Source organism: Chitinophaga eiseniae (assembly GCF_900167135.1).
GTDB classification, from domain to species: domain Bacteria; phylum Bacteroidota; class Bacteroidia; order Chitinophagales; family Chitinophagaceae; genus Chitinophaga; species Chitinophaga eiseniae.
In genome coordinates this window covers 202,232-216,256 of the sequence record NZ_FUWZ01000007.1, presented here as the reverse complement: position 1 = coordinate 216,256, position 14,025 = coordinate 202,232, and the positions used below count along the sequence as shown (strand labels likewise).

The 14,025-nt window shown below is 50.0% G+C and carries 11 protein-coding genes; 4 read left to right on the top strand and 7 right to left on the bottom strand.

All coding sequences use genetic code 11. From position 1 onward, the window contains the following. The first annotated feature begins 74 nt into the window (after positions 1-74). Positions 75-1,412, top strand: coding sequence for a lipopolysaccharide biosynthesis protein (locus tag B5D63_RS32215; protein WP_078673001.1), 1,338 nt, complete (start codon positions 75-77; stop codon positions 1,410-1,412). A gap of 6 nt (positions 1,413-1,418) precedes the next feature. Further along, the gene (locus B5D63_RS32210) at positions 1,419-2,273 is read left to right on the top strand and encodes a beta-1,6-N-acetylglucosaminyltransferase (RefSeq protein ID WP_078673000.1); all 855 of its coding nucleotides are present in this window, start codon (positions 1,419-1,421) and stop codon (positions 2,271-2,273) included. A 45-nt stretch (positions 2,274-2,318) separates the two neighbouring features. Here the strand turns inward: B5D63_RS32210 and B5D63_RS32205 are convergent, their stop codons facing one another. From B5D63_RS32205 to B5D63_RS32175, 7 genes are read right to left on the bottom strand one after another with little or no spacing between them, the layout of a single operon-like run. Next, a complete protein-coding gene (locus tag B5D63_RS32205) occupies positions 2,319-3,092 on the bottom strand; it encodes a class I SAM-dependent methyltransferase (protein ID WP_143313258.1) in 774 nt (257 codons plus the stop codon). 7 nt (positions 3,093-3,099) lie between these two features. Further along, positions 3,100-4,227, bottom strand: coding sequence for a glycosyltransferase family 4 protein (locus tag B5D63_RS32200; protein WP_078672998.1), 1,128 nt, complete (start codon positions 4,225-4,227; stop codon positions 3,100-3,102). Between the two features lie 18 nt (positions 4,228-4,245). Continuing rightward, positions 4,246-6,147, bottom strand: a complete 1,902-nt coding sequence (asnB, locus tag B5D63_RS32195) for an asparagine synthase (glutamine-hydrolyzing) (protein ID WP_078672997.1) — start codon at positions 6,145-6,147, stop codon at positions 4,246-4,248. Then, positions 6,135-7,061, bottom strand: a complete 927-nt coding sequence (locus B5D63_RS32190; protein WP_078672996.1) for a glycosyltransferase family 2 protein — start codon at positions 7,059-7,061, stop codon at positions 6,135-6,137. The genes asnB and B5D63_RS32190 overlap by 13 nt, the downstream gene beginning before the upstream one ends. Further along, entirely contained in the window at positions 7,045-8,259 is a 1,215-nt protein-coding gene (locus B5D63_RS32185; protein WP_078672995.1) for a glycosyltransferase family 2 protein, read from the bottom strand. Before B5D63_RS32185 ends, B5D63_RS32190 begins: the two co-directional genes overlap by 17 nt. Beyond that, positions 8,259-9,419, bottom strand: coding sequence for a sugar transferase (locus tag B5D63_RS32180; RefSeq protein WP_235021685.1), 1,161 nt, complete (start codon positions 9,417-9,419; stop codon positions 8,259-8,261). The genes B5D63_RS32185 and B5D63_RS32180 overlap by 1 nt, the downstream gene beginning before the upstream one ends. A 37-nt stretch (positions 9,420-9,456) precedes the next feature. Next, on the bottom strand, positions 9,457-9,852 hold the full coding sequence (locus B5D63_RS32175) for a response regulator (RefSeq protein WP_078672994.1): 396 nt from the start codon (positions 9,850-9,852) through the stop codon (positions 9,457-9,459). A gap of 817 nt (positions 9,853-10,669) precedes the next feature. Between B5D63_RS32175 and B5D63_RS32170 the strand changes: the two genes are divergently transcribed. Both B5D63_RS32170 and B5D63_RS32165 read left to right on the top strand, forming a co-directional pair. Further along, positions 10,670-12,856, top strand: a complete 2,187-nt coding sequence (locus tag B5D63_RS32170; RefSeq protein WP_078672993.1) for an exopolysaccharide transport family protein — start codon at positions 10,670-10,672, stop codon at positions 12,854-12,856. 23 nt (positions 12,857-12,879) lie between these two features. After that, the gene (locus B5D63_RS32165; RefSeq protein ID WP_078672992.1) at positions 12,880-13,956 is read left to right on the top strand and encodes an acyltransferase family protein; all 1,077 of its coding nucleotides are present in this window, start codon (positions 12,880-12,882) and stop codon (positions 13,954-13,956) included. Positions 13,957-14,025: the final 69 nt, after the last annotated feature.

Sequence of the window (14,025 nt, the reverse complement as noted above, 5' to 3'; positions counted from 1 at the left end):
GCGTTCGCTCCTGACATCTTCACTTTATCTGTATCCTGTTAAGAACCAACATAAAATGATTTAATTGTTGATTCATGGGATTTAGTCTATTGTCCACTTTACGCAACCGGCATTTTCACTCTTTGCTTGGCAACCTCGTTACCGCATTCTTTAACGTATTGTCCTTTGCTATCCTGGTAAGGGTACTTTCCCTGAACGCCTTCGGCGAATGGGTACTGTTTATAGCTACTTACAACATCATGGACCAGGTACGTACGGGCTTACTGCAATCCGGTATCATCAAGTTCTACGCCGGCGTGGAGGAAAACACGGCGCGGGGCGTGGCGGGGGCAGCATGGTATATCTCGCTGGCGCTGACGCTGGGTTATGTATTGTTATCAGCGATCGTTTACGTAGTGGCCTATGACCGGTTTAATGATACCTGGCACCTGTTTATCGGCTGGATCGGCATCCTCACCTTACTTTCGCTCCCATGGAATTTTGCCTCCTGGATACTGCAGGCGGAGCACCGGTTTGACAAGATCGTGCAGATACGGCTCATACAGAACGGCTCTTTCCTTGTACTGTTGGGCATCCTCTTTGGCCTCCACCGCATTTCCCTTCCCAATGTATTGTACGCTTACGGCCTCAGCATGGCGCTGGCCAGCGCCTATTGTTTTGTCTTCAGATGGACTCGCGTCCGGACCATGGTATTCCGTACCCGTGAACACAAAGTAGCGTTGTTCCGCTTCGGCCGCATGGTGGTGGGCAGCATGGTATCCTCTTCCCTGATCAGCTATTCCGACAACCTCGTGATCCGCACCATGCTCAATCCGGCTGCGGTGGCCATTTACAGCATCCCGCAGAAGTTCATGGAGGTGATAGAGATCATCCTGCGCAGTTTTGTGGCTACCTCTCAACCTACGCTGTCAGCTGCCGCCAACCGGAAAGATTATGCCGGCGTAGCCCGCGCCTTCTGCCGGTATACCGGTACGGTCAGCATCCTGATCATTCCTTTTATCATTGTGCTGATCGTACTCACCCAACCACTCATTATCATTTTAGCCGATAAAGCCTATCTCGGGGCAACAGACATCGTGCGCATCTTCCTGTTGTCCGCCATCCTCTGGCCAATAGACCGTTTCATCGGGGTTACCCTTGACATGATCAATCTGCCGGACATCAATTTCTATAAGAACTTTCTGAAACTGCTGCTCAACATTATCTGTGACGTGGCGTTTGTATACTTCTTTGCCGACGTAAGGTCCGTAGCCCTCTCTTCGCTGCTCAACGTCGTATTTGCAGCTGCCTTCGGGTATTACTTCGTTAAAAAACACCTGGATGTCAGCCTCCGTGATATATGGACCTATGGCTGGCAGGAATGCATGGCCCTGCTGAATAAACTGCGGAACAAAAGCGCCGTCACCAAATAACTACTCATGAAAATTGCATTTATCATACAGGTACATAAACAACCGGCACAGCTGGAACGGCTGCTCAAAAGCCTGGCCCATCCGCAGGTGGACTGCTACGTGCACATCGACGCCAAATGCGCGCTGACCGAATGGGAACCCGTACTCGCACTGCCGCAGGTATACCTGGTAAAAGAACGCGCCAATGTGACCTGGGCCGGATGGGGCATCATACAGGCATCGCTCAACGGTATGAATGCCGTGCTGCGTTCCGGTACCAACTATGCCTGGGTGACACTGCTCAGCGGACAGGATTACCCGCTGCAGCCCATTGATGGCATCCTTCGCTTTTTAGCAAAACAAACGGGCAAACAGTTTATGAACGTCATCAGTGAAGAAGCCCTTCGGCCGATGATGACTAAAATGGAACACTATCATTTCGTGGAATACAACTTCCCCGGAAAATACAAACTGGCACAACTGCTCACCGCCCTGCTGCCCCGCCGCAAAGCGCCGCTGGGATTGAAGCTGTACTGCGGCTCCGCCTGGTGGACGCTGACGATGGACTGTGTACGGTTCTGTGTGGAGTATGAACAGCAGCACCCTGCGCTGCGCCGCTATTTCAGGCTCACCTGGGGCGCCGACGAATTTATTTTCCAGACCATCCTGATGAACAACGAGGTATACCGTTCACAGTTGACGGACTATCTGCATTATATCGATTGGTCTGCCGGAAAGGAACATCCGAAAGTGCTGGGGCTGGAAGATATGGAGGCGCTGATGCTGTCCGGGAAGTGTTTCGCCCGTAAATTTGATTATGGGGCGCCGGTATTGGACAGGATAGATGAGATCATAAAAAAACCTGTTGGCAGTCATGACTGACCAGCCAACAGGCAAATTCATTTTGAAATTTTGAAATTGGGGGATTTACCTACCGGTATTTTTCTTCCACAGCGTATTAAAGCCGCCGGTAAAGCCCACCGGCAATAACTCCGCGATACTACAATCCAGCGACTGCAATGCTTTCACCCGTTTAGTTACAATAGAGAACGGGAATACATCTTCCACAAAGTTGGTTTTGGCGAACCGGATGATATGAAAGTCATTGGCGGAAGCCAGTGCTGTCAGGTCTTTCCGGGTGAAGAACTGTACGTGGTCCAGGTTATCGGCCTGCGATTGCACGGTAGTTCCCTTAAAGCCCAGGCTGCTTTTCACTTTATTGATGAACGACCACAGGCCCGGGTTGTTGCGCGCTTTCAGCATCGGCTTGGTAACGCATACTTCACGGGGGCCCATACCATTGGGGACCGTCACCACCAGGATACCGTTGTCTTTCAGGGAAGCATAGATGGTTCGCAGCAACACTTCCGGGTGATGCAGATGTTCCAGTACTTCACTGCAGATCACCGCGTCGTACTGTTGCCCTTTGGCCGTCAGTTCTTCTGCGCTGATCGCTTCAAAAGCTACGTTTGGTAACTTGTTTTTACTGCGGGCCACGTCGATGGTTTTCTGGCTGATGTCGATACCCAGCACGTTGTAGCCAAACTGTCCGAGGTGCCGGCTGATAACGCCGTTACCGCAACCAACGTCGAGTACATGTGCGTTGGCGGGGATTTCCTTCTGCAGGCTCTCCGTAATAAAATTCAGACGTTTGATATCTGCAATCCGTTCGTATTCGTAGGTGATCACTGGCTGTGTCATGATGATTTTATGATTTAAAAAGCTGGTGATAAACCGCTTCAATTTTTTTGGTAACAGCCGCCACGTTGTACCGGGTACGTACAGCCGTAACAGCACTGAATTGTAAACGCTTCCGCAGCGTCGGGTCTTTCACCAGCCTGACAATGGCTGCTGCCAGGGCATCGGGATTGGACGCCGGTATCAGCAGGCCGTTTTCCTCATGGGTTAAAGCTTCGCGGGTACCGTCCACATCGGAGGCGATCACCGCTTTGCCCATCGCCATGGCTTCCAGTACGCCAATCGGGAACCCTTCCCACAGCGAAGGCAAACAATAAATGTCTGCTGCGTTCAGCACGGCGGGAACGTCCTGACGGAACCGGTCAAAGATTACATGCTCTGTAATGCCCAGTTCCCTGGCCGTGTCTTCGGCCGCCTGCTTCAGCTCTCCTTCTCCTACCATCAGCAGTGTGACCTTCGGCACCTGTGTCAGCACCTGCGCAAAGGCCTGCAGCATATTTACCGGATCTTTCTGTAAGGTCATGCGGGCGATGTAAACAATCACCACATGGTCCACCGGGATACCGTATGCCGTTTTCACATCCGGGTATATGCCGTCGGCATTGAATTTGTCCAGGTTTACACCGTTGCGTATCACCGTGGCCCTGAAAGCGCCAAAGGCTTTCTGGCCGGTGTTGCGGTTGGAGTCAGACACGCAGATATTATGCTGCACCATGCGGGTGATGAACTTCTCCGCAGCTACTCTGGCCCTTTTGGCCAGCGGATGCAGCCCTTCATGAAAAGACCATCCGTGGATGGTATATACTACCGGTATACCCAGGCTCCGGGCCGCCCACAAGATGTTTGTGTTGGCCCTTGTGCCATGGGCATGTACGATGTCGATTTGATGTGACCGGATGAATTTTTTCACCTTCTTCCAGACAGACAGGTCAAAGGCTTTGTGGCTGTTGATCACCGTCACCGGGATATCCATGGCCTGCAGCGCAGCTACCATCGGTCCGTCGGTGAAAGAAAGCACCACTACTTCAAACTGCGTTTTATCCAGCGATGCTACCAGGTCCAGCACATGGCTCTCCCCTCCTCCAATCTTACCCTGGCGGATCGTTTCCAATACCCTTATCTTTCTTTGTTGCGCCATTGATGCTTCGTTTGTTCCTTACAGTTTTGCTATCCACCGGTTGTACCAAAGCTGGAAAACCAGGATGTTCCATAATTTCTGATGGCTCACTTTACCACCCGACAGATACTGCTGCAGCAGCCGCTGTATCTGTGCTGCGTCGAACAGCCCGGTCCTGTTCAGTCTTTCCGGTGACAGATAATACTGCATCTGCTCTTTCAGATCATCGCGGAACCATTCCTGCAATGGCGCGATGAAAGGACGTTTGGGCCTGTCCATCAATGCCGGCGGAATGTATTTGTGCACGATCTGTTTGAGGATGTATTTATTGGTATTGTTTTTTACTTTCAGCGATGCCGGCACCCGGGCAAGGAATTCCACCAGGCGGTGGTCCAGCATGGGCTCACGGCCTTCGATACTCACGGACATGGTAGCGCGGTCTACCTTTACCAGGTTGTTGTCTGCCAGGAATGTTTTGTAATCCACAGCCAGCAGGCGGTTCAGCGGATCATTGACGGCTGACAGTTCTCCATTAAGGTCGAAGTTGGTTTTGTAGTTATCCAGCTGTTTACCGGTATAACGGGCCACTTCACTTTCGGTGAGGTACTGTGCGATGTATTTCATGGCCTCCTGCGGTTTGCCGGAAGCCCATATCAGCTTCATTTTCTCATACCGGGAGGCGAAGTTGTACTTTTTATTAAAATAAGGGATCACCTCCGGGTTTACCCATCCCATCATGGTGCTCAGCGCTGTCTGTACGCCCCTTGGAAGTTGGCTGGTATAGGAAAGAGACTGCCCAAATTTGTGATAGCCGGCGAAAATTTCGTCGCCCCCATCGGCAGACAGGGCCACTTTTACATGCTGGCTGGCCAGTTTGCTGACCAGCGTAGTAGGCACGGTGGAGTTATCTGCAAATGGCTCATCATAAATCTCCGGCAGGTGTTCCAGCACGCCCCTTGCATCTTCAGGGCCGATGATCCATTCGTGATGGTCCGTTCCCAGGTGTTCGGCGATCTTACGGGCCTCTGCTGACTCATCCCATTGTTTTTCTTTGTAGCCGATGGTAAAAGTCTTGATACGGCTGGAAGTACCGGATTGCAACATGGCCGCCACACTGGCGCTGTCATAACCGCCGCTGAGGAACACGCCCACCGGCACATCGGCCACCATGCGGTACTGATAGGCGCTGAGCATCAGCTCCTCCGTTTGTTGCAATACTTCTTGTTCGCTCAGTCCGGTCAACGGCTGACGGTAGGCGTTCAGCACGTTCCAGTATTCCCGTTCTTCCGGTACCGCCCTGTTGAGGGAAAGTTCCAGCAGATGACCGGGCCGCAGCTTGCGGGTATCGGTGTAGATGGTATAAGGTCCGGGGATATAACTGTACTGCAGGAAAAGCGACATGCTTTTCACATCGATCTGTTTCGGGAAAAACGGACATTCACAGAGACTTTTCAGTTCAGAGCCGAACAGCAGCGTACTGCCGTCCCAGTAGTAATACAAGGGTTTCACGCCGGCGCGGTCCCGGCAGAGGACCACTTTTTCTTCCTGACGGTCAAACAGCACAAAGGCAAACATCCCGATACAATGGTCCAGCACACGCTCTTTCCAGGCATGGTAACCTTTAATGAGCACTTCGGTGTCCGATGAAGACTGAAAAGTGTAACCGAGCTTTTCGAGGTCGGCCCTGATTTCTTTGAAGTTATATATCTCCCCGTTAAAGATCAGGGAAAGGTGGGCAAAGTGCATGGGCTGATGGCCCAGCGCGCTCAGGTCCTGGATGGATAAACGGCGCTGTCCCAGGCCAATGCTGGCTTGGGGATGCTCCAGCACCTCATATCCTTTATCGTTCGGTCCGCGATGTGCCAGTACGTCCGTCATCCGGCCCAGCATGTCCGCGTCCGCTCTTTTTTTGAAGTCTATAAATCCTGCTATGCCGCACATGGGTCAGTATTACGTTTTAGGTGTGTAAGGTTCCACATGATTCCTTTCCAGAAAGCTTTGAGATGGGCCGATTCCCTTTTCAGTACAAACTGCAGGGTATTTTTAGGTACCGTCATCAAAGTGAAATAAGCCATAAATACCAGTCTGGCCGGCAATTTCACGTTCCTTCTCATAAACAGCAACCGGTTACGGGTGATGTAATATGTTTTCAACGGACTGTTTTTGCCCGTTGTCATGGACTCTTTATGGTAGATCAGTGATTTGTACTGGTAATAGATTTTGTAGCCGTGGCGTTTGAACTGTTCGCACCAGTCGAACTCCTCGTAGTAGAGGAAATACAGCTCCGGCATCAGCCCTACTTTGTCGAGGGCGGCGCGGGAGATCATCATGGCGCCGCCGTGGGCGTAGTTGGTTTCAGCAACTGTATCGTACTGTCCGTTGTCCTCCTCTTTGCAGCCGATCATACTGTTGCGGCCTGTAAAGATGTCCACCGCACGGTAGCCCGCGTATTCGAGGGTCCCCTTGTGGAAGTAGTAGTGAAACTTAGGGCTCACCACACCGGCGTCGGGATATTGTGCGAATATTTCCAGCAGGCCTTCTATCAGGCCATCGGTAAACTCTGTATCGTTGTTGACCAGGAACAGGTACTGCCCCCGGGCGGCTTTTACGCCGAGGTTGTTGCCGCCGGCAAACCCTTTGTTCACAGGGCTGCAGATCACCTGTACGTCGGGGTAGGCCGCTTTCAGCGAATCCGTCGGGTCCTCTTTCGAAGCGTTGTCCACCACGATCACCTCTATATTGCGGTAGCTGTTTTTCACCAGCGAATGCAGCAGGTCGCAGGTCACGGCACTGTTGTTATAGTTGACCGTAACAATAGACACCAGCGGTGATGATATGTTATTTTCTGGCTGCATCTAACAAAGGATTATCGATTTCCGTTTTGGTATGTTTGGTATGAATAAAGGTATTGTTGGCCCCTTTCAACCGGAACATCAGCGAAACCATGATCCACACGGCCTTCGGCAGTCCGGCCAGCGCCGTGAGGAAATAACGGGTGAAAAATAACCGTGGCACCGGTAATAACAGGCTGAGGATATTAAGCAGGAAAACCACCGCCCATCCCCAGGCCGGTATCCACAGAAAACGTTGCAACAGGAAAGCCAGTGCCGTACAGCAGGTAATGCCCGCCAGCAGGATCATTCTCGGCAACAGGATATTCTGGCAGATGGCCAGGTTAAAATAATTGAGGTTGCCTTTGAAGAGTTGCTGCCATCCTTTGCCCCAGTAGGTACGCAGGTACACGAACTGGCTCGACACCCAGCGTTTCCGCTGGTTTTGAAAAGCTTCCGGGTTCTCTACCTTTTCATCGAAGATGCAGGCGTCTTCCAGGTAATGTATCGGGTAGCCTTTTTCTATCAGCAGTAACTGCAGGACTTTATCAAACCCGCCGGTAGCCTGAATTTCCTTCAGGATACTTTTAGCCAGCGGATAGTGGAAAGCCATGCCGGAGCCTATTACAGAAGAAGAAAGCCCCAGGGCGTTGGCGCCTTTGCGGTACAGGTGGTTGGCCACGATCTCGTTGACCGCGTCCAGCACCGCAAACGGGCTGTCCATGTTTTTAGCTACCCTGCGGCCCTGTATGGCGTAATAGCCCTGTTGATAAGCCTGATTGACTTTCAGCAGGAAGGACGCCTCCAGCACATTGTCCGCGTCGCAGATCAGCGCCAGGTCGTATTCCTCTTCCAGCTGTTCAAATGCTGCGTTGAGCGATTTGGCTTTTGTGCTTTTATCAAATGATACTTCCACCACCCTGACACCGTCCTGTCTCAACTGGCGGACAGTGGCCGGTTGCAGGGAGTCGGCCACCACGATTGTTTCAAAGCGGGTGGCCGGATATAACTGCTGCGCATAACTGCGGGCAGTAGACAATATGATCGTATCTTCTTTATATGCCGGCACCAGTATTGCGATACGTGCATGGGCGGTATCAGCAGTCAAAGGTGCCGGTTTCTTTTTCCGGGCCAGCCGGCCGGCCACAGACAGTACGAGGTTGTACAGTACGCAGGCGGCCAGGTAGGCAAACAGTACAATTTCTATCAGGTGTAACAACATTACACGTTATCTTTTTGTATCAGCGCTTTCGGTGTATTCATGATCAGCCACATATCATATGCGAATGAGTTGCGGTGAGCATAGTTGATATCCAGTTCTATTCTTTCTTCGGCAGACATTTCCTTTTTACCACGTTTGCTGATCTGCCACAGACCGGTGATACCGGCAGGTGCGATGAAGCGTTCAGCCCACTCGTCGGTGGTGAGCGTAGCTGCTTCATACAGCGGCAGCGGCCTGTTGCCTACCAGCGACATATCGCCTTTCAGCACGTTGAACAGCTGCGGGATCTCATCCAGGCTGGTGTTACGGAGGAAGTTGCCAAGGCGGGTGATGCGCGGGTCGTTGGACACTTTATAGAATACCGCTCCTTTTGCATTGTCGCCATACTGGTTCAGGTGTTTCAATTTGGCCAGCTGTTTGTCGGCATCCGCCACCATAGTGCGGAATTTATAGAACTTGAAAATTTTATAATTTTTGCCGGCCCGTGGGGAAGCGTAAAAAATGTTGCCTTTGGATTCCAGCTTAATGGCGATGGCAATCAGCAGCATCAGCGGGCTGGCGAGCACCAGGGCGGTGGAGGCAGCTGTAATATCGAACGTACGTTTGAGCACGTAACCCAGGCGTTGGCCTTTGCGGGCCGATACCGGCAGCGCCGCAGGCTCCGGTTCCGGCGGCAGTAGCTGCATATTTTTAAACTTGGTAACGAACTCAATTTTACCGGAGAGATCTTTTAAAGATTCGCGGGTGATGATATCGTCCACAAAAGGGAAATCTTTTTTCAGTGAACGGGCCCGATCGGTGACTTTTTCCGTCAGCAGAAAAAAGGGCACCGCCATCATAGCCGGCTGGAGGGCAAAAAACTCCTGCCACTGGGACAGCCCCGTTTCAAAGCCATTGCCTACCCGAAATACGATCGCAGCGGGTAAGCGGCGGTACAGCCGTTTCAGTTCAGCGATCACTTTCTCCGCCCCTGCCACATTGCTGACCAGCAGGCTTTTTAAATAAGGCATATCTTCCGGTAACCGGTGCTGGAACTGTCCGACCATCAGCACGATTTTTTCATTTACCAGATCGCGGACAACAGCGCCGGTATTCATTTCCACATTCGGTACATTCTCACAGACAACGGGTTGCAAAGTAGGTGTAGTAATTTTATCCATGTTTTCGGGATTATATAACAGCAACATGATTTGGTAATCAGGCGATGGCCACCAGCTGGCGGTTAATAGCCTGTCCCACTGTTTCCATCAACCGCATAGGGTCGAATGGTTTCTGTACAAAAGCATGTACATTATGATATTTATGTCCTGCCTCCTCATTATGCACTTCCACATCCGGCTGGCTGGACAACACCACTACCGGAATATTCTGATACAAGCCGCTGCCGGAAAGGTATTCGAGCAATTCCCATCCATTAATGTTGGGCATCTGCAGATCGGTAACAATGCAGTCCACCGAATTTCCTTTGGCAAGCCAGGTAAGTGCTACAAATCCATCAGAAGCTGATACCACATTATATTCTTTACTCAGCATTGCCTCCAGCAGAAATCTGATTGGTGCGCTATCGTCGATTATCAATACTGTCTTTTTCATGACCTTATATTAAGAGACTACTTATCAAATTTTACACTGCACATGTGCAGCATGTTAAATAAAAACACGATGGTTTTAAATGGGACAAGGTCAGGTGTCAGGTTAATCAGGTTAATCGGTTTCTCTGGAGGACAATAGTGTGAATTATTACTGCGAGTCTGGTCGCTGGCTATGGTTTACGTCGATAACGATGTTCGACGGGTGTAAAATTAGAATAATCCTTTTATCTCTAATCTATAATTTGGTAAACGGTAGTTTTTTCCCTGTAAAAGACAGAAATTTCGCTGTAAACGAAATTGCCCTGTGAACAAAACCACTTTATGCCGAAGCAACGGAACTACACTCCATTATTACTGCAACTGATTGTTATATGGGATATCCACAATTTAAGGATCGCCGGCAACCTTAAGTGATTCAGTTTCTCCACACTATGAAATATTTTCAACCGGGATTTTTAATCGTTCACCAACAAAAAACTGCATTTCGCCCAAAAAAAAGACTTCTTAAAAAATTGCCCCGTAATTTAGCGCCGTAAACCGGATATGCCACAGGCCATTTATTACATGTCGGAACATATACCCCGTAATGTTTCCGGTTTCTTACCTACACCTCCACAGACCACATCCTTCGACAAAACCAACTAGACGCTGGTTGGATTAATTTCTTACCCGTTTTATTAAAAAACAAAAACGCTGAAAAAATGCCAACGCATTTTCGCAGCTGCCGGATACGGTTATTGTGCCCTCACACGGCGTGGTAATTAAACTGGTATCACTGACATGACTAAATGGTTAAATGATAAAATTTCATAATTAATATGGATGTAATATATTTTATAAAGGCATTATTGAAAAAGAAATGGTGGATCATCCTCAGTACCCTCGCTGCGGTCGTACTTGCCTTTGTGTTTACCATGGGACGGCAACGCCTGTACGTGTCCAACGCACAGATGTCCACGGGCTTCACCATTAAAGACCAGATCACCCTCCGGGAAGAGAACACCAATTTATATGAAGCAGACGTGAAGTTCGAAAACGTGATTCAGACCATCAATTCTCCACTGGTGATCGGCCTGCTGCAATACCAGCTGCTGATCCACGACCTCACCAGCAACAAACCCTTTGTACAGCTTACTGAAAAGGATATTAACTCCCCCGAGTACAAAGCGTTCAACAAAACAGAAGCACTGCAGCTCTGCCGCAACCATCTGGACTCTCTCCAGATGCTCACCTCCTACCACCCGGATGAACGTCGTATCCTGGAATACATGAAGCTCTGCAAATACGACTACGAGTCCATCCGCAAAATGCTGAACGTAGGCCGCCTGTCCAGGACAGACTACATCGATATCTCTTTCCGTTCCGCTAACCCGGAACAGTCAGCCTTCGTGGTAAACACGCTGTACAGCGAATTTATCCGCTACTACCGCAGCCTGCGCTCTGAGCGCACCGTGGAAAACGTGTCCACCTTTGAGGAACTGGTCAACAAAAAGAAACAGGAACTCGACGCCAAGGTGGAAGCCCTGCGTATGTATAAATCCTCCGCTGGCCTGTTGAACGTGGAAGCCGCCAGCACCAACGAACTGTCACTCATCAGCCAGCTTGAAAAGGGACTGCTCGACGAACAGGCGACCAATAATACCTTACAAGCCTCCCTGCAAAATGTAACTGCACAGATAACCGCCGCCAGCCAGGGCAAAACCGCCTATAGCAACAACAACGACATCGTATCGCTGCGCCGCCAGATCAATGACCTGAACGACGAATACCTGCGCACCGGCAGCAACAACGATGCACTCGCCGAAAGGATCAAAGCCCTGCGTAAACAACTGCAGAATGCATCTTCCATCGGCGCCACTCCTACCGGCACGACTGTCAGCAAAGAGGAACTGATACAGAAAAAAGCCGGCCTGGAATCAGACCTGAAAGCCTCCTCCCAGAATATTGCCAACCTCCAGGCCAAAATCAGGATGCTGAAAGGCTCCGTAGGCTCCTATGCCAACAAGGAGGCCACAGTGAGCACCCTGCAGCAGGAAGTGACCCTGGCACAGGATGAATACAATAAACTGAAAGAAAAACTCAACTCCGCTATCGATAACCGTACTGCACCGATGGACAACTTCCGCCAGACACTGAAAGGACAACCGGCCTTTAAACCGGAATCCTCCAAGCGGATTATTATCATGGGCGTGTCCGGACTGGCCATCCTGATGCTGACCACCATCAGTATCCTTTTTCGTGAGTTCTTTGACTCCTCCATCAAATCACCTTCTATTTTTGAGAAGAACGTAGACCTCAAACTGATCAGCACGATCAACCACGCCGATCTGAAAAAATACAGCATACTGGAAGTTCTCCAACAGAAAGAAGAAAACTACGACGCTGTACGCAAGCGCCAGAACAGCTTCCGCGAATTCCTGCGTAAGCTGCGCTTTGAAATAGAAAACAGCGGCAAGTCCATCTTCCTTTTCACCAGTACCGAGCCGCAACAAGGCAAAACCACGCTGGTACAGGCGGTATCCTACAGCCTCAGCCTCAGCAATAAAAAAGTACTGATCATCGACACCAACTTCTGTAACAACGACCTTACCCTGCAACTGCAGGCCAGGCCTACGCTGGAAACGTTCTCCGTTGCGCCTGAAGATTTCAGCATTGAAAAGGTAAAGGAAATTGTCACCACCTACTCTGTCGAAAATATTGAAGTGATCGGTTGTAAAGGAGGGGACTATACGCCCACTGAAATCCTGCCCAAAAATCACCTGCTCAACTACTTGCCGCAGCTGAAACAATACTATGATTTCATCATCATGGAAGGCGCTCCGCTGAATGATTACACAGACAGTAAAGAACTGGAACATTACGCAGAAGGGGTTGTAGCTGTATTTTCATCCAAAATTTCCCTCAAACAGAATGACAGGGAATCGATTCAGTTCCTCGAAGGACTTAATGGCAAACTACTGGGTGCTGTGCTTAACAACATCAAAGAGGATTATCTCGACCTGTAACGTTCTGCCCAAAAAGACATCTAATGAAACTGACAGCAGCCATCAATTACATTTTTTCATTCCGCCCCCAAACTTCCCGGCGTTATGCCTGGGTTGACTACGCGAAAGGTATTGCCATTATTTTCGTACTGTATCGCCATGTAATTTATGGTTTGCTTTATACCGGTGCCAATATTAACCAGGTGATGATGGAAGCCAATGAAATGCTCTATGGCTTCCGTATGCCGCTGTTCTTCTTCCTGTCCGGACTGTTCTTCGCCTCCAGCGTAAAAAAGCGCGGACCGCTTAACTTCCTGATCTCGAAGATCAATACCCTGCTGTATCCGTACCTGTTGTGGTGCGTGATCCAGGTCACCCTTCAGATTTTATTTACGGACTACACCAATCATAAGCTGACCGTCGACAACTACGTTGATATCCTCATTCATCCGAGGAGCATGCTCCAGCTCTGGTACCTGGCCGCACTGTTCAACGTATCGGTCCTGTATCTCTTCACCTCCACAGTATTAAAACTGCATCCGGCGATACAAGTGGCGCTGGGCCTGGTGATGTTGGGCATGAAATCCTACGCCGGCGATATCAGCACCATCTCCGACGTAATGATTTACTACATCTACTTTGTTTTGGGGCATCTGTCGGCGCCTTATTTCTTCTCGGAGAAAGTGCAACAACAGCTCTCGTCCCCGTGGAAAGCGCTGGCGCTGGTACCGGCATTCCTGCTGGTGCAATACTACTGCATGTCGCATGAAGATATGAGCATCTACCTGTTTTCCCTGCTGGCCATGCTGGGCGGAATACTGGTGATCATGCTCTCTTTCATTCTCGCCAAATACGAGAAGCTGAAAATACTGCAGACCATCGGGCATTATTCTTTATACATCTACCTGTTGCATCTGGGCATCATCTTCCTGTTACGGGTAGCCATCCTGAAAACAGGTATGCTGACCAACATCCCGGTGATCACTGTTTTCCTTATAATAGCAGGCCTCTTCGGTTCCATCATCCTGTACCGTTTTTGCCTGCTGATGCGTTTGAATTTTCTGTTTACAGGTCCCTTTAAAGAAAGAAACGTAACGAAAAATGCCGTAGGTATATCATGAAAAAAGAAAAAAGATTCATCAGCGAAGGACTGCATCAATCATTGATCATCCTCTTTGCAGGCGTGATTA